Source organism: Enterococcus sp. LJL51, assembly GCF_049894025.1.
Taxonomy (GTDB): Bacteria; Bacillota; Bacilli; order Lactobacillales; family Enterococcaceae; genus Enterococcus_L.
In genome coordinates, this window is record NZ_JBNEQE010000001.1 from 174,467 (window position 1) to 191,583 (window position 17,117).

At 37.7% G+C, this 17,117-nt stretch carries 19 protein-coding genes and 1 tRNA gene; 3 read left to right on the forward strand and 17 right to left on the reverse strand.

Going from position 1 to position 17,117, the window contains the following annotated elements; all coding sequences use genetic code 11:
- Positions 1-165: 165 nt before the first annotated feature.
- Positions 166-1,404, forward strand: coding sequence for an aminopeptidase (locus ACPWSO_RS00775; protein WP_426080861.1), 1,239 nt, complete (start codon positions 166-168; stop codon positions 1,402-1,404).
- Positions 1,405-1,496: 92 nt separating this feature from the next.
- Here ACPWSO_RS00775 and ACPWSO_RS00780 read toward each other — a convergent pair whose 3' ends face one another.
- Positions 1,497-2,321, reverse strand: a complete 825-nt coding sequence (locus tag ACPWSO_RS00780; RefSeq protein ID WP_426080862.1) for a hypothetical protein — start codon at positions 2,319-2,321, stop codon at positions 1,497-1,499.
- Positions 2,322-2,973: 652 nt separating this feature from the next.
- On the opposite strand from ACPWSO_RS00780, the gene ACPWSO_RS00785 reads away from it, so the two are divergent.
- Positions 2,974-3,633, forward strand: a complete 660-nt coding sequence (locus ACPWSO_RS00785; RefSeq protein ID WP_426080863.1) for a hypothetical protein — start codon at positions 2,974-2,976, stop codon at positions 3,631-3,633.
- A 283-nt stretch (positions 3,634-3,916) separates the two neighbouring features.
- Here ACPWSO_RS00785 and ACPWSO_RS00790 read toward each other — a convergent pair.
- Positions 3,917-3,990: transfer RNA gene (locus ACPWSO_RS00790), tRNA-Arg, on the reverse strand.
- 304 nt (positions 3,991-4,294) lie between these two features.
- On the opposite strand from ACPWSO_RS00790, the gene ACPWSO_RS00795 reads away from it, so the two are divergent.
- Complete coding sequence (locus tag ACPWSO_RS00795; protein ID WP_426080864.1) at positions 4,295-4,429, forward strand: hypothetical protein; 135 nt, start codon at positions 4,295-4,297, stop codon at positions 4,427-4,429.
- A 73-nt stretch (positions 4,430-4,502) separates the two neighbouring features.
- Here ACPWSO_RS00795 and ACPWSO_RS00800 read toward each other — a convergent pair whose 3' ends face one another.
- The 15 genes from ACPWSO_RS00800 to ACPWSO_RS00870 all read right to left on the reverse strand — a co-directional run bounded on the left by ACPWSO_RS00800 (position 4,503) and on the right by ACPWSO_RS00870 (position 16,944).
- Positions 4,503-5,693, reverse strand: coding sequence for a GNAT family N-acetyltransferase (locus ACPWSO_RS00800; protein WP_426080865.1), 1,191 nt, complete (start codon positions 5,691-5,693; stop codon positions 4,503-4,505).
- 626 nt (positions 5,694-6,319) lie between these two features.
- Positions 6,320-6,733 carry a DUF3284 domain-containing protein gene (locus ACPWSO_RS00805; RefSeq protein ID WP_426081149.1) on the reverse strand — a complete coding sequence of 138 codons (414 nt, stop codon included), beginning with the start codon at positions 6,731-6,733 and terminating at the stop codon, positions 6,320-6,322.
- Between the two features lie 24 nt (positions 6,734-6,757).
- Positions 6,758-6,931 carry a hypothetical protein gene (locus ACPWSO_RS00810; RefSeq protein WP_426080866.1) on the reverse strand — a complete coding sequence of 58 codons (174 nt, stop codon included), beginning with the start codon at positions 6,929-6,931 and terminating at the stop codon, positions 6,758-6,760.
- Positions 6,932-6,954: 23 nt separating this feature from the next.
- Positions 6,955-7,173: a hypothetical protein gene (locus ACPWSO_RS00815; RefSeq protein ID WP_426080867.1), complete on the reverse strand. Its 219-nt coding sequence runs from the start codon at positions 7,171-7,173 to the stop codon at positions 6,955-6,957.
- Between the two features lie 81 nt (positions 7,174-7,254).
- Positions 7,255-8,679 (reverse strand): PTS sugar transporter subunit IIC, encoded by a 1,425-nt coding sequence (locus ACPWSO_RS00820; RefSeq protein ID WP_426080868.1) that lies wholly within the window; start codon positions 8,677-8,679, stop codon positions 7,255-7,257.
- A gap of 123 nt (positions 8,680-8,802) precedes the next feature.
- Positions 8,803-9,120: a PTS lactose/cellobiose transporter subunit IIA gene (locus ACPWSO_RS00825; protein ID WP_426080869.1), complete on the reverse strand. Its 318-nt coding sequence runs from the start codon at positions 9,118-9,120 to the stop codon at positions 8,803-8,805.
- A gap of 37 nt (positions 9,121-9,157) precedes the next feature.
- Positions 9,158-9,475, reverse strand: coding sequence for a PTS sugar transporter subunit IIB (locus ACPWSO_RS00830; RefSeq protein ID WP_426080870.1), 318 nt, complete (start codon positions 9,473-9,475; stop codon positions 9,158-9,160).
- A 224-nt stretch (positions 9,476-9,699) separates the two neighbouring features.
- A complete protein-coding gene (locus ACPWSO_RS00835; RefSeq protein ID WP_426080871.1) occupies positions 9,700-10,113 on the reverse strand; it encodes a DUF3284 domain-containing protein in 414 nt (137 codons plus the stop codon).
- On the reverse strand, positions 10,100-10,309 hold the full coding sequence (locus ACPWSO_RS00840; protein WP_426080872.1) for a hypothetical protein: 210 nt from the start codon (positions 10,307-10,309) through the stop codon (positions 10,100-10,102). The genes ACPWSO_RS00835 and ACPWSO_RS00840 overlap by 14 nt, the downstream gene beginning before the upstream one ends.
- 22 nt (positions 10,310-10,331) lie before the next feature.
- The gene (locus ACPWSO_RS00845) at positions 10,332-10,550 is read right to left on the reverse strand and encodes a hypothetical protein (protein ID WP_426080873.1); all 219 of its coding nucleotides are present in this window, start codon (positions 10,548-10,550) and stop codon (positions 10,332-10,334) included.
- A gap of 83 nt (positions 10,551-10,633) precedes the next feature.
- Positions 10,634-12,073 (reverse strand): PTS sugar transporter subunit IIC, encoded by a 1,440-nt coding sequence (locus ACPWSO_RS00850; RefSeq protein WP_426080874.1) that lies wholly within the window; start codon positions 12,071-12,073, stop codon positions 10,634-10,636.
- Between the two features lie 125 nt (positions 12,074-12,198).
- The gene (locus ACPWSO_RS00855; protein WP_426080875.1) at positions 12,199-12,519 is read right to left on the reverse strand and encodes a PTS lactose/cellobiose transporter subunit IIA; all 321 of its coding nucleotides are present in this window, start codon (positions 12,517-12,519) and stop codon (positions 12,199-12,201) included.
- Between the two features lie 37 nt (positions 12,520-12,556).
- Positions 12,557-12,874: a PTS sugar transporter subunit IIB gene (locus ACPWSO_RS00860; protein WP_426080876.1), complete on the reverse strand. Its 318-nt coding sequence runs from the start codon at positions 12,872-12,874 to the stop codon at positions 12,557-12,559.
- 162 nt (positions 12,875-13,036) lie between these two features.
- On the reverse strand, positions 13,037-15,730 hold the full coding sequence (locus ACPWSO_RS00865) for a sigma 54-interacting transcriptional regulator (RefSeq protein WP_426080878.1): 2,694 nt from the start codon (positions 15,728-15,730) through the stop codon (positions 13,037-13,039).
- Between the two features lie 47 nt (positions 15,731-15,777).
- Positions 15,778-16,944 carry a DEAD/DEAH box helicase gene (locus tag ACPWSO_RS00870; protein ID WP_426080879.1) on the reverse strand — a complete coding sequence of 389 codons (1,167 nt, stop codon included), beginning with the start codon at positions 16,942-16,944 and terminating at the stop codon, positions 15,778-15,780.
- Positions 16,945-17,117 lie beyond the last annotated feature (173 nt).

Here is a 17,117-nt window from a genome sequence, read left to right on the forward strand (position 1 = left end):
ATTGCAGATTTCTGCAAAATACAACTTCTCTTTTTAGAAAAATCATTAAAATAGGACGAAAATACCCATTTTTTCCAGGTTCAACTTCGAGTGATTCAATTGAGTTTGCAGTTTTTACGTGTTATGATATTTACGTTTAGTAAATGCATTTTAGGAGGATGTTTCATGACTTTATCAAATTTTGAAACTTTATTAAAAAAATATGCTCATTTAATTGTAGAAACCGGAGTCAATGTCCAGCCGGGTCATACAATCGTTCTGCATATTGATGTTGATCAGGCTCCTTTAGCTCGTCTTATTACAGAGGAAGCCTATCAAATGGGGGCCGCTGAAGTCATTGTACAATGGACAGATGATCAAATTCAAAAGAGCTTTCTTACTCATGCGGATGAACAATATTTAGAAAATTATCCAGCTTATAAAGCAGATCAAGTCAATGACTGGATCGATCGGGAAGCTAGCAGAATCAGCGTCGTTTCTTCTAATCCAGATGCTTTAGCCGGTGTTGATTCTCAACGTGTAGCGACTTATCAAAGTACGGCTGGCAAAGCCCTTTTGGGACTGAGAAAAGCCACTCAGGCCAATAAAATCAGTTGGACAGTTGTTGCAGCTGCTGGCAAAGAATGGGCAGCGAAGGTCTTTCCCGACCTGAAAACAACAGATGAACAAGTTGATGCTCTCTGGAATGAGATTTTCAAAACAACGCGCATTTACGAGGAAGACCCCGTTGCAGCTTGGAACAAGCATGATCAAACTCTTGCTGCAAAAAAAGAAGCACTAAATAAAGAACAGTTTACCGCCCTTCACTATACCGCACCGGGAACGGATATTACGATTGGCTTACCGGAAAATCATCTCTGGGAAGGTCCCGGCAGCTACAATGCCCGCGGTGAAAAGTTCATGGCAAATATGCCGACTGAAGAAGTATTTACTGCGCCGGATGCTCGTCGTGTGGACGGCTTTATTTCCAGCACAAAACCATTAAGCTACGCCGGTACAACTATTTCCGGCATGAAATTTACTTTCAAAGACGGACAGGTCATCGATTTTTCTGCTGAAGAAGGACAAAAAGCTCTGGAAGGACTTTTGCAAATCGATGAAGGAGCCAAGCGTTTGGGTGAAGTGGCCTTAGTACCTGACCCATCACCAATCTCTCAATCAGGGATTACATTTTATAATACGCTATTTGATGAAAATGCCTCGAATCACCTTGCTTTAGGTTCAGCCTATGCCTTCAGCATCAAAAATGGAACAAGCATGACCGAAGAAGAACTGACAGAAGCCGGCTTAAACCGCAGTCAGACACACGTTGATTTCATGGTTGGTTCTGACCAAATGAATATTGATGGAATCAGAAAAGATGGAACACGCGTACCAGTATTCCGCAATGGAGACTGGGCTTAATTAAAAATATAGTGGGTAAGGTATTCCGTCGAATACCTTACCCACTAATCTTAGTATGTTTTAGTAGCCAAAATGCTTATAAAATTTATTCATTAATTCCAATACAAAGGAACATTGTACATTGATATATGTTGAACATAATTTGAATCCACTTCATAATTGCTTTTCTCAATCTGAAGTTTAATGCTTTCCATATTTTCAGGAATATCGCTAATAGTAAAAACTTTTTCATCTTCACTAACAGATACGTCCAATAAGTTGCCAGATGTGTCTACTGCTGTTACTGTCAAATCAATATCCTCGAACTGAGTTGAATAGGTCACAGGATTTACCATCATAAATTCTTTAGTACTTCGAGAAACAATTTGCTGTGATCCTTTCACAATATTCCGATCACCCCAGTTTCCAACCGAAATTTTCTTTAGATTCTCTATTTCATTTAGCGGCGTCAAATCAAGCACATTGTATTCAAATACAAACTCTTTTAGATTAGGTAAGTGCTGAGCAAAAGATATATCTACTGCGCTATCTCTGTCTTCGAAAACATTCATACTCATATTGATTCTTTCCAAGGAGGTCATTCCGCTAATTGGACGAAAATCTTGAATATTATCATTGTAGCCTCCGTCTAATTCTTTTACATTCTTCATATACTGAAATCCATGTAGACTCCCAAATGAACCGTCTCCTGAACCAAAAACTGTCATATAGTTCAGTGTCCCCAATTGATTAATCGAGGGGATAAAGCTCTCTTCCGGCTCCTGTATTCCTAGCTCACCAAAAACATTGGCTCTAATACTGTAATCTGGTATATATACTTTATCATTGCCATTTTCTTCTCCATGGACGGGACCGCCGCTTCCTACAGCCGCTAACATAGCTATTACCATCATACTTCCCACAAATAACTTTTTCATTGAATCATTCCTTTCATTCGAATAACTTAATTTTATCATACATAAAGACTAATAAAAGCACTTAATTAACTTTTTATTTTCAATTTAATGCATTAATTTGTTTAAAAAAAAAATTTTTTTCTTTTATGTTATTATGGACTTCATTAAACCAATGTGTATAGAAAAAGCTTAGTGCAGGAATCCTTCATTCACTATTTTGGCTAGAAACATTTCAAGATACAACATATCTGACATCCTTAAAATATTGAGCTTTTGTTTTTTTACTTTTTTTGTTGTTTATGAAAGAAAATCAAAAAAACAGACTACCTCGTTCACTCTTCTCATAGTGTCTTCTTATTTAGATTAGTTTTATAATAATATTCACCTTATTCTTAAATCGCTGAACTCATCATGGAAAGCTACGATTCTTTCTAAGCAGCAAAATAGCTGCTCCTGCAATTACTCTTCGCAGTTAAAATAGCGATATATACACTCTACTTCTACAATTTATATGGATTCCATGTGAGTGAGCTACAACTCAATGAGCTATGTCACACTAACTTTTAGATATTTTACGTCAGTCTTTTACTATTATCTAGCAAAAGATATTGAAGTATACTTATCAACACCTGTATAATGTAATTTAATGCTATATAAAAAAGGAGATTTAACAATGACGGGGATACAAAAACAGAAAACAATACAGCCTATTGAATTTCTTTGGTTGGGCTTATATGGGTTTGCAGGATTCAGTTTGGAATTGTTACTTGGTTTTTTGGTAAATACATTAGGTTTTACACCATTAAATAAAAATTTAAATTCTGTTTTAACTGGGATTCTTTGGTTTACTTTCGCCATTTTATTAATACAATATGCAAAAAGAAAATTTGAATTTAATGTATTTCACTTTAAACATCAATTATCGAACAAAGAATTTTCCATTGCATTCATGCTTATTATATTAATTACAATAATAACCTTTTTTGGCTTTGGTGGGTTCAAACCATTCGTAGAATTTACTAATGGTTCAAATAAAAGTATTCTCACTTATATGCTACAGATTTTTTATTACTTAGGCGAGTCAGCACTTATTGTATTAACTATCGTATTTGGTCAACAATTTGCGGAAAAACAATTTTTACTGAATCATAATATTCCTAGCGGCGGTGTTTTTTTAGCATTAACTTGGGGATTGATGCACTTTCTATTACAGGGATTTAGTGGCGGCCTATTTACAGTTTCATTTTCTATTCTAGCAGGGATACTTTATGTACTTTGCAAAAAAGATTTTAAATGGAGCTATCTATTAATTGCAGCAGCATTTATCCTATAAAATATCGTTAAATAGGAACTTCATTTTGATAGAAAAAACTCTTGAAACTGGATACCTTTTTTCTATATTCATAGAAAGAAAGTGCTGGAATAAAAAATTTGAGGATGCAAACAAGACATTAAGGTCAGTCGTGCAAAAAATTCTAGAACTTGATATTTCAGATAAAGTTACGATAAAAGGTAGTATTGTTAACGATTATACTCACTTGGAATTTTTTTATACTGAACTATAATAAAAAGCTGAAGGCCTTTACTGCTAAAGGCTTTCAGCATGTCAATCGTGACGTCCCCGACTGGAATCGAACCAGCGACGTTTCGCTTAGGAGGCGAACCCTCTATCCTACTGAGGTACGGGGACATATTCAATTTGGCACTTGTTCAACAAGCCCTTACGTAATATCCATTTTACTAAGGAAGCCTGTTTTCAGTTGATATTTAACCTATCAAGCTTTGGCAGAGTTTCTATCTTTATCAAAGCTACATATAGTAGCTCAGTAATAAAAGCATACCATTTCATTTTATGATTCTTCCTCTTTTCTGTCAATCATTATTCGGAAAAGGAAAATATTTTCTTTTTCTCAGTAATTGTAGGCATATATATCGAAATCAAGCGCTGTCAATGCTAAGATTATAGTAAGAAGAGAAAAAGGAGAGTTGATTGTATGACTGACAAACCAAAAGAGAAGGTATTTGCGGAACGACAGGACAATTATAAGCAGGAAAAGGAAGAAATCTTTAAGCAAGCTCTGAAAGAACAAAAAGCAACTGATAAAGAAGCGGATAAAAAAGAGAAATAACCTTTATCTAACTTTATATTTGCCGAAACACCAGCCGGAAAGCTTTTCCGCTGGTGTTTTTTCCAAATAATAATCAAAAATAATCTTCTAGAATCGGTTTACCTTTCGGCAGCAGCTGATCTAACTGGCGAATTTCTTCTAACTCACCAATGAGCTTTCCATAAAAGCTTAATGCTTCACCTGAGCGATAGCCCATAAACAGCTGTGTCCATTCTTGAATCCCAGCACTCATCATTTTCTCTTTATCTATTTCTTTTGAATTAGCTACCTTTTCAAAAAATGTCCTTCCGTTCTTTAAAATTAGTTTCCAAGTTCCCTCATTCCAATTCGCATACTCATCTTTAATAGTCAAATAATATGTATACTCTTCATCTGCGTATTGAAAAGGGTAATCGGTAATGAAGGTTTCAATATCCACTATTCTTCCCATCATATAAGGTGTCAGCTGCATTTGAAGCAAAGGAGCCGGCATTAAAAAGCTGTTATCCTCTCCAGAGAATCCTTTTTTATAAAAGAATTCCTGAGTGGCTCCATTATGCGAGCCAATAAAACGGTTCAACATACTATAGCCTTCACCAGTTAGGCAAGACCACTCGTATATAGTAAAGCGCTCTCCGCTCACCTGATATACCAGGTAGCCGTCTATTTCTCCTAAGTCATTTTCGTATAAGGCAAATAAGTATTCATTTCCTAAGTCAAACTTATACTCCAGCCACCAGTCTGATCTTATCACGCCTCCACGTTGATTATCTTTTTTTTGTATGTATATTTTTTGAATCACTGCCTTTGCTTCTTTCCAAGTAACACGATGGATACGTCCTTTTGATGCCTTACTAATCGGCCAGTCTTGCGGATTAACTTTATATTCAATCTGTTCAAAGATTTGTTCATAGCCATAGCGACGATAAAAAGGATATGAAAACGGCGCTAAATAGGACAACGCTACCTTATTCCTCGCTGATTCTACAAGCATCGTTTTTATCAGCGCTGTGATGCTTCCCTGTCCTCTATACTCAGGATATGAAGATACACAACCAATTCCAGCCATTTTATATTCGACTCCATGAAAATTTACTTTAAAAGGTGTAGCCAATAGCTGACTAGTCAACGTCTCCCCTTCAAAATAGCCATACCCATCTGAATGCTTCACAATCCAGTCAAAACGTTTTCTCCAACGCTCTGAAATTTCAACATTAAACGCATACGCTCCTAATTCGAGCATTGCAGGAATTTCATCCTTTTTGATTTTACGTACTTCGCCCATTATATCCGGCTCCTTCCAGCTATAGATGTATCATTAAATAAATCTACTGCGCTATTGCCTTTCTACTCATTGCTGATATCGCTTAAACTCCTATACACAAAGCAAAAATCAAATGGATTGCTAAAAAAATCAAACGCTTTCCGCAATACGAGTGGGCTGACCAACAAGAACATGTTTCTCTGCAATCTGGTAAAGGCAACAGCGTGTATTCACTTTTATCGAATCGATATACAGACAGTATAACAGGCAATCCGTTCCAGAAAAAGTGTTGACTGTTTTCTGAGTGAATATCTACTTTTTTGTCCTGCTAATACTACAGATTCCATCAATAAACTAAATTTTGATTTTCTTTATTCGGTCTCTGACTCCTTTTCTATTCCACTAAAGGGATTGAATCACCGAAACCTATGACCACACTTTAGAAGTTAAAAAGACTAAAAAAAGATAAAAAAGGGACTGTGACATTAGTATGCCTCAGTCCCTTAAACCCGGATAAACGGTGTTTCAGAAGTAACTTCTTCGACAATAAGGCGGAAATTCGCAAAAATTTGTAGAACAATTTTCGGAATTTCCGCCTTATTGCTTGAAGCTGAACACTTCTGTCACAACCTCTACTTAGGATACATTTAATAAGAATTTTCTATTTGCTGAAGCATATTTTTAAATTGTTTCTTTTTGAAAAAGCCCATTAGGATGCCAACAAATGTATCATTAATTTTTTGTAGGGTACCAAAAGAGTTCATTTTCTCGGTATAATGAAGCTCACAGGAGTACTCATCCACTGGTCTAATTTCATATTGTGCAAAAAAATCATTTCTTGCAGTTGATGTCTTATACGCATAACACTCATTATCAACCAGTTTTTCAATCTTTATTTTAGCTCTACTGTTTTTTGAATATTCTTTAATATACTCGAAATTTCTCAGCTGTAATCGATTCAGTGTCTCTCCTGTATTATGACGCACATCAAAAATTACTGATTCAAGAATTTTTTCATAGATATAGGTTGCTGGTACATTCATCTTTTTGACAATTTCCAGCCTTTTCACCTCAGTATCTTTAACTTATTTATTCTGCTTTTCCCGCTTTCTTCCAGTTACAAAGAAAAACAGACCGGCTGCCATAACAACCAGCGATGTAATAATGTTGGCAAAATTATATGAACCAGTCTGCGCATTTGCACTATATACAAACATAAGCAATCCTATACTGATTATGAATAAGCCGTTCTTTGTCATATTTACCAGTCCCATCTACTAAATTATACTGCTGCTGCTTGGAAATAAAGTACGTTGCCCCAAGGTTGTGCCTTAATCATTTCTTTCGCTTTTGTAGCTGCTGCTGCGGCATCCCCTGTTACTTCAAAAATTAGTTTAATTCCTTGTTTTTCTTTAAAGCTATATGTGAAGTCTCCTCCATCATAGGTGTTTAATAACTCTTTAATTGCATCCTGCTGCATTGCTGAACTGATTCCAATCATCGTATTTTCCCCTTTCATTTTATGTAAGATTACTGGATGATACAGCTGTCTGAATCATCCAGTAACAATTTTGTTTGATACTTATTCAGGTTCCCCTAATGAAGGGTCTACCTTGTTTGCTGCAATCACAAATGGTGCCCAGATGACAAATGCAACCGCTAAATTGACAAGTGACAGTACAATTGCACGCCAGTCTCCAGCTGTTGCCAGGAATCCGCTAAGAATAGTCGGCATTACCCAGATAACATTTACAACAACTGGTTTAACTAACCCTGCTTCTGTTGCAAAGAAAGCAATTGTTGCCGTTACTAATGGTGCTACGATAAATGGCACAACGAGAACTGGATTCAATACTACTGGCAGACCGAACATTACAGGCTCATTAATATTGAATAAACCAGGTCCAATTCCTAATCGACCAACTGTTTTGTAATCCGCACGTTTTGAGAACATAAGGATAGTAATCAATAGAACAAGTGTTACACCTGCTCCGCCTGGCCATACAAAAGCTTCGAATGAACCAGCAACCCATTTATAAGGGATTGGTTCAGCATTTTGATAAGCATTTGTATTTTCTACCATTGCCACTCCATAGATGGACTGCAGTACAGGCCCCATGATGTTTGTCCCGTGAAGACCAAAGAACCACAAAACATGTACAAGTAGTACAATGATAAATACTGCGAAGTAACCCTGTGATAAGCCCAATAACGGTGCTTGAATTGTATCAGAAATCCAGTCAATAACCGGCATGCCAGTTACTTGTTTGAATACTTTATAAATGATACCACACACATAAAGTGCTACTACACCAGGAATAATTGCGGCAAAAGCTTTTGATACTGCTGGTGGAACTGAATCCGGCATTTTAATAACAATATTTTTTCTCATTAAAATAGCGAAAATAATAACTGATATAAAACCAAAAATCATTGCTGTAAACAAACCAGATCCACCCATATGTGGACTAAATGGGAAATAGCCCCAAGCACTAGCTCCAATACTTGATGCACCATCTGCAGTTGTAACAGTACCACCTGCATCTGTAATCATGCTGGCAACATCTTTAGGAAGTGTACCGTCTAAAGTTAATGTTGTTGTTGCTGTGTCAGGTAAGCCCATGAAGAACGCAACCAAAGCGACAATTGAGCCTGATAATGTATCTACCTCATAGGCTTTCGCCAGGTTGTAGCCAAAAGAAATACAAAATACTACGGCCATAATTGCTAATGTTGCATTCCAAATCAACCCGTTAACATCAATTACCGGCTGAAAGAATTCGGTAATCGGGTTAACCAATCCTGCATCTTTATAGACTTCCGGCTGAAAATAATCTCTTGGGAAGTCACGCATGAATGCGTTTAAAAGTACGGCAACTGCCCCAGCCATTGTTGCCGGCATCATGCCAATAAATGCATCACGCAATGCTACTAGATGCTTTTCTGCACCAATTTTAGCAGCAACAGGCAGGATGTACTTCTCCATCCAGTTTACTAATCCATTCATTTCTATATCCTCCTATAAATACTATTTATCTAAAGAGCAGCACTCTTTAAATCAACCCATCAAAAACTCCGTTCAAAAAGTTTCCAAATCAATTTCCACTTCTCCGTTCAAAAAGAATGGGAATTATTTTGCATCCATGCGACGGTATACGTCAATGATTTCTTTCGCCAAATCAGTGAAAGCAATCGATGTCATCAAATGGTCCTGACTGTGTACAGTCAACAATGTTACTGTCATGTTGTTGCCTTGTGCTTCCTGTGTTAATAAACCAGTTTGTGAGTGGTGTGCTTCAACTAACGAAGCTTCTGCGTCAGCAATTTTTTGATCTGCTACTTCAAAGTTTCCTTCTTTCGCTGCTGCAATAGCTTCCATTGCATCACTTTTCGCATTTCCGCCAAACATAATTAAACCCATAATAGCTTCTAAATTTTTTTCTTCCATTCCCATTTCTCCTTCAATCATATTTATTTTTATTCGATTAGCCCATTAACGCAACAGCTTGATCCAGAACTTTTTCACCGTTCATCATGCCATAGTCAGCCATGTTGATAACATCCAGCGGAATACCCATTGGTGCAAGCTTTTGTTCGAACTGTGCTTTCATGAAACGAACTTGCGGGCCTAAAAGTAGAACATTTACATCTTTTGCTTCCAAGTTATTGTCTGCATCTGATGCAGATACTGCAAAGATATCAGCATCCATTCCTCTTGCTTCAGCTGCTTTTTGCATTTTTGTTACTAATAAACTTGTACTCATTCCTGCAGAACATACTAACATAATTGTTTTCTTCGCCATTTTTTTACACTCCTTAAAGTAATTTAGTTACACATAAGTAATAAGCAAGAAACATGCCAAAAAAAATAACCTTATATCCTTTAATATAAGGTTATAATTTATTTGTTTAGTGTGCACACTAGGAGTTATTTCATACACACTAAAGGCTAGTATGTAAAATTACATACTAGCCTTTAGTAATTTGATTTTTTTACACTCATTGTTCTTTTTCGAAGTAGCTCACATTAATATGAGCTTTCTATCTGATCAAGCATTTTTTTGAATTGTCTCTTTTTAAAAAAGCCTAATATAAAACCAATCGCTGCATCATTTAATTTCTGCATCGTCCCAAATGATTCCATTTTCTCTGTATAATGAACTTCACAGGAATTATTGTCCACAGCTTTAATTTTATATTGTGCATGATACTGATTTTTCACTGTAGAGGTTTTATAAGCATATTCTTCATTTTCCACCAGCTTCTCAATCTTAATCTTCGCCCGGCTGTTCTTAGAAAATTCTTTGACATATTCAAAATTATTTAACTGCATAGGTTTTAATCGTTTACCAGTACTTCGATTCACATCATATAATACTGATTCAACAACTTTTCCATAAAAATAGGAAGCTGGCACATTCATCTTTTTAACGATTTCCATTCTTCTTCACCTCATTATCCTTATCTTTATTCTGCTTATCGCGCTTTCTTCCCTTTAAGAAGAAAAACAATCCGATTCCCATGACAACTAATGAAGAAAAAATATTTACAATATTGTATTCGCCCGTCTGCGCATTTGCACTATATACAAACATAAGCAATCCTATACTGATTACAAATAGGCCGTTTTTTGTCATTATTACCAGTCCCGTCTAAAAATTATACTGCTGTGGCTTGGAAATACAACACATTGCCCCACGGCTGTGCTTTAATCATTTCCTTCGCTTTCACAGCGGCAGCGGCAGCATCGCCGGTTACTTCAAAAACAAGCTTGATTCCTTGTTTTTCTTTAAAAGTATAAGTGAAGTCGCCTCCATCATAAGTGTTTAATAACTCTTTAATTGCATCTTGCTGCATTGCTGAACTAATTCCGATCATTGTTAATTACCCCTTTCGTTTATTATATGTAAGAATGCCGGATGATCCAATAAAGCAGATCATCCAGCAAAAATAATTAATACTTATTCCTTCTCGCCTAATGCAGGATCTACTTTATTCGCTGCAATAACGAATGGTACCCAGATAATGAAGGATGACAGCATACATACTAGTGACACGATGATTGCTCTCCAGTCAAATCCAGTTGCCATAAATGCCAGCAGAACCGGCGGCATTACCCATGTTACCTGTTGACTGACCGGATTTACCAAGTCTGCCATTGTTGCAAAGTAACCGATAGAAACTGATACTACAGGCGCTAATAAGAATGGAATAAACATAATTGCATTCAATACAATTGGTAAACCAAACATAATAGGCTCATTAATGTTGAATAAACCAGGGCCTAATGACAACGTACCAACGGCACGGTAATCTGCCCGTTTAGAGAATAGAATAATTGCAAGAATTAGTATAATCGTTCCACCTGAACCACCATACCATCCGAAAGCATCCCATGAGCCACGAACCCATTTGTATCCTTCAGATTTAACTAATTCAATACCACCATCCTGGAATAAGCTAAGGTTTTCCAATTGAGCAACCCCGAATACCCCTTCAAGAATTGGTGCTAATACGTTAGGTCCATGAATTCCGAAGAACCAGAAGACTTGAACGAATAGTGTAACAATGAATACTGCGAAGTATCCTTGAGAGAAACCAAGCAACGGTTTCGCGATAGCTTCACTAATCCAATCAGTAAACAATTGATCTGTAAACATTCTGAAGAAATAATAAAATGCTGAACACACATAAAGTGCTGCGGTTGCAGGAATAATTGCCGCAAAAGCTTTTGATACTGCTGGCGGAACTGAATCCGGCAGCTTAATAGTGATATTTCTCTTCATTAACTGACAGAAAATCATCGTTGCTACAAACCCGATAATCATTGCTGTAAAATAACTTTCACCTTTGAGATGGGAGATATTTAACCAGCCATATGCTGAACCAGTAATTCCATCAGCGGTTGCTACCAGCCCTGCATTTGCAGTATTAATAGCGTCTACTGCTGAACTAGGCAATTCCATAGCCCAACTTCCTGAGAATGAATCTGAGAATCCAGCTGCAAAAGAAATCAATGAAACAATTCCCCCTGCTAAGTCGTTTACATTGTATGCTCTTGCAATATAGTATCCCCATGAGAATGAGAATATTATAGCTGCAATCAATATGGTCCCGTTGTAAACAAAACCATTAATTCCAATGATATCCTTGATTACTGGAATCATTGTACCGTCATACCCAGATAATACCTGAGTCATGTCAGCATTGTACGTTGGTGGAAAGAATTGCCTTGGCATATCACGAATAATTGCGTTGATCATTAGCGCAACAGAACCGGCCATCGTTGCTGGCATCGTACCGATGAAAGCGTCACGAAGTGCAACTAGGTGTTTCTGAGCACCAATCTTCCCGGCAACAGGAAGAATGTACTTTTCCAACCATGCTGTTAAAGCGTTCATTTTTGTATCCTCCTATAAAAATATTTATCTAAAGAGCAAACGCTCTTTAAACCCCAATTAATAAAACTCCGTTCAAAAAGTTTTAAGATAATTACCTCAAATTCTCCGTTCAAAAAGAATAAGATTTATTTTGCATCCATGCGACGGTATACGTCAATGATTTCTTTCGCCAAATCAGTGAAAGCAATCGATGTCATCAAATGGTCCTGACTGTGTACAGTTAGCAATGTTACTGTCATGTTGTTGCCTTGTGCTTCCTGTGTTAACAAACCAGTTTGTGAATGGTGTGCTTCAACTAACGAAGCTTCTGCGTCAGCAATTTTTTGATCTGCTACTTCAAAGTTTCCTTCTTTCGCTGCTGCAATAGCTTCCATTGCATCGCTTTTTGCATTTCCGCCAAACATGATTAAGCCCATGATGGCTTCTAAGTTTTGTTGTTCTTCCATTTTCATTTCTCCTTCAATTCCTGATATCTTTGAGAGATTAACCCATCAAAGCGATTGCTTGATCCAGTACTTTTTCACCATTCATCATGCCATAGTCAGCCATGTTGATAACGTCAAATGGAATTCCTTTAGGTGCAAGTTTTTGTTCGAATTGTGCTTTCATGAAACGAACTTGCGGGCCTAAAAGTAGAACATTTACATCTTTTGCTTCCAAGTTATTGTCTGCATCTGATGCAGATACCGCAAAGATATCAGCGTCCATTCCTCTTGCTTCAGCTGCTTTTTGCATTTTTGTTACTAATAAACTCGTACTCATTCCAGCAGAACATACTAGCATAATTGTTTTTTTAGCCATTTTTCTTCACTCCCTAATATATTTGGTTACACTGTTATATAAGCAAGAAGCGTGCCAAAATTGTATAGACCAAAATCCTTGCTAACAAAGGCTTTGGTCTATAACACTTTCACACGCACACTCTGTTAGAATCGTACACAGTGACTCTTTGTGTGTAATCTTTTATTTTCTAATTTTGTTTTCCAAAAACATTTTGGTCAGATGAGCAATCTCTGTTTCAGGGATGGAGAGCCGATAAGCTTTTTCAATCACCATCATGTTCGTTCTGACAACATCTGTTTCCAGACGGTTTTTCTTCACAAAATCTGTAAGTCCTGTGAATGCTTTCGTTTCCTCGCCCTTCAAGATTGAATCGACCAAGAATGCTAGATGGATAACAATACCGGCATCAACACCTGGCTCTACAATAATGTGCATATCCGTCTGTATTTTATGAACCGTCTTTTGAAGCATTACAATTAACTTCTGTAAAGAATCCACAGTAGTAATTGTATCAGTTAAAGAACGAACGATTTTTTCAGTCGGCACCTCATCGCCTGCAATCCGTTTTAATACATTCAGCTTTTCATCATCAAATATATCATAGGCCGAGAAGAAAGGAATATTTTGGTACTCAACATCAACCGTACCGGCAATTGCTTTTATTTCATATTCTTCCATTAAGCTATCAATATGTTTTTTAAAGGCTTCTCTCTCTAAAAACTGCATTTGAATGATTTCTACCTTGTCCTCATCAATTACAGGTAAAATCCTTTGATATAGCCGGGCAGCTACGCCTTCACCGGTAAAACAGGTTACAACTACTGCTTTTTTGACTTGATTTGGATTCTTCATACTGCTGCGGAACTGCTCCCGAATGATTCCTTCAAAGGACATTTGAATATTTTGATAAATATCTTCTAAACTTCTTCCCACACTCGCCATTCGAATTGCTTCTAAAACAATCATGGTACTTGTCATGGAAATTGCTTTTGTCCGAATGCCTGTTTCTTCAAAAATCAGGTTTCCAAAAGAATTCAGAGAGCCCATATCTGTCAGAAGGAGCATGCCGTTACTTAACGTTTCCTGATTTTCCACAACATAAGCTCGTAAATGCTCGTACATCGCCTGAACTTCCATCGTTAAAGGCATATTCATCGCCGTTCCGGTTGAAATACCTAAAAGCTCTTGTGCGGTCTCCAGCATGCTGGACGCAGTAGAGTTCCCATGCATCAGTATGACAACACCGACATTGTTAATCTCAACCATTTCCTTGTTGCCTACATCAATTGAAAGAAACATACTGATAAAACCAATTTCATCAAAAGGAATCTCAATATCGTTTTCCTCTTCAATTATCGCCGAGAGGTCAATAGCTACCTGAAATTCTTCCTTCATTTGTTTTCTTATATTATTCAAATTTGGGTGGACAATCATATGTCCTTCACGCACTCGGTCAATAGTACTCTGTAAATGCAGTGCAAAAGCAAAGCGGGCATTTTCATTATAGGTTCGTGCCAAGCGCTTTTCAGCTATATCATAGAGTCTGTTAGTCAGCTTCCAGATGCTCTCCGGCAGCAGCTCTTTATGAACGGAGCTTTGCGTTAGCTCTTCCACATAAGTCTGGAAATAAGCATCCATATCTTTAGCAATTAGTTCTTCAAGATCGATATTCTCCAGTTCGTTTGTAGACAACGTGGAAACTTTTTCTTCAATTTCATTATAAACCTGCATATCACGTGCTGGATCTCTAGACCAGACAACCTCATTCGATCCCGGCTCAAAGGTTAGATAATTGTTTTTTGCATCCACGAACCGGTCCAAACGGTCAGAAACTTCCTTGATTTTCAATAGTCCTTTTTGCACCTGAAGAGGTAAGTCCTTTTTCCGAATCATCAGACTGGATGTATTGTGTGTCCGATAATGCAGGAAGGACTTTGCACAAACCAGTTTTAAGTCTCGCTTAACCTGTCCAATATTTCCTTCAGCATCATATAGCATGAACGCTAAAACAGCTTCTCTTTCAATGTTTATCCGTTGATTTAAGCGGTTTGCCTCCTGCTTGATAAACAGTCCAATGATATCATAACGCTCATCCAGAGAACGTGCCTCCAAATTGGGCAGGGTAATCGCCATAGGTATTCGTCGATTAAATGTCGTTAGAAATGTTTCTGAAGATTCCGTTGTTGCTCCGATAATCTGCACAGATGCATCATAGGTTTTTCCGCTTTCGCCTAAAGGACGATAAATGCCTTTATCAATAAAGGTAAACAGCATTTCCTGCCCTTCTGGCGGTAAACGATGAATTTCATCGAGGAATAGAACCCCGCCGTCAGCTTCTGAAATCAGTCCAGTACTATCATTTTCCGCCCCTGTATAAGCACCCTTTTTCACGCCAAAAATATGACCAAACAAGAGCTGTGGATTCTGGGCATAGTCTGCACAATTAAAGGAAATAAACGGTGCATTTTCAGGTAAAGTCTGCGATTCCACCGCAAAATGATACATACACTCTGCAAACAAAGATTTCCCTGTTCCGGTCTCTCCAAAAATGATTGTATGAAGACCGCGCGGCGGATACAAAATAGCTGCTTTTGCCTGTTGAATACTAACCTTTAGTGAATCATTGGCACCAACCAGATTTTCAAAGGTTACCTCACTGGAATTATCCACATGAATTTTTTCTTCCTCAAAAACAGAAGAATAGACAACTGGCCGTCCTTCTTTTTTTAAGATTTTCTTTTCTTTGGAAAGCTCACTCAGGTATCTGCTGGCATTGCTTCGGTCAATCTCTAAAGACTCAGCGATGTCGGCAGCAGTCATACCAATTTTTTTCTCTTCCAACAGAGCTAGTATTTCTTCTTTTCTGGATTTCATACTTAGCCTCCTTATGCTTGATGAATCCATATACAACAATCAAACAATTATTTCTTTTTGCTTTTTTTCACACGTTTCTGCTCTTTTTCCTGCTCCTTTTTTTCAGTCTGGAATTGAGCATCATAAATGAACAATTCAGCTGCAGAAATACCTATCTGTTTCAACAAGCGCTGGTAATCCCGTTTCGTTCGTTCATTAACAAATGTTATCACTGTACCTGTTGCTCCCATTCGACCAGAGCGGCCGGCTCGATGAGCATAGCTTACAGCATCCAGCGGGACATCTACATTGACAACGTAGTCCACAGCAGGAAAATCCAAGCCGCGGGCACCCACATCTGTCGTTAACAGCATCTGTATCTTTTTCTGTGCAAACTGCCCAACTGCCAGCTTGCGCAGCTGCTTGTTCTGATCAGAAGCTAAGCCAGCTACAGGTAAAGCCTCATAGGTGAGCTTTTCTTCTATTGCGCCTAAATCTGTTAGCTGATTAAAAAAAACCATACCGTAAAAGTTTGGTATATGAAGCATCTTTTGTAAGAACTCTTTTCTCTTTCTAAAAGGTACTTCTATGTAGTAATGTTGAACTTTTCCAGCCGATTGGTCTTCTTCCATCACATCGATTGTCAGAACCTCTGCCGCCAGCTCGTTAACCTCCTCAGCAATTTTATCAGCTGTTGCTGAATAAAATGCCAGCTGATAATCAACGGGTGCACTTTGAAGAATTTGTCTCGTTAAATCCAGCTCGCTTTTTTGTAAAAGCAAATCAGCTTCATCCATAACAATCATTTTTAGCTGATGACTCTTAATCTTTTTAGCACGAATCAGCTCCATAATTCGTCCTGGCGTACCAATTAGGACTTCAGGCTTCTTTTTAAGCTTTTCGATTTGACGGTTCACATTTGCTCCGCCTATCAGCCGCTGAACTTTCAGCTGCAGGGGCTGAGCCCATTCCTGAGCAACCTGACCAATCTGCATAGCCAGTTCCTGCGAAGGAGCCAGAATCAGCAGCTGGCTGCCTTCACCCTTGTTGATTTGCAATAACAACGGCAGCAGGTACGCTAATGTTTTACCTGTTCCAGTTGGAGAGATTCCCCGGACATTTTTTCCTTCTGATAAAGGATTAAAGCTTTTACTCTGAATAGCAGAAGGTTCATCAAAACCAGAAGCCTGCCATTTTTCTTGCCAAACCTCTGGTAACTGTTTTACGAAATTCATATTTTCCCTTTCAAGAATAAGACCTTAATAATTTCAATGGCTGCTTTATAAACAGTCAGATAGAAGTCAAGCTGCGTGCATATATCAAGGGAGCGAATCAAAAAATTCAACTCCCTCAATACCACAGATTCCAATCACTTATTTCCACTCGGTCAACGCAGTTTCATTTCTAC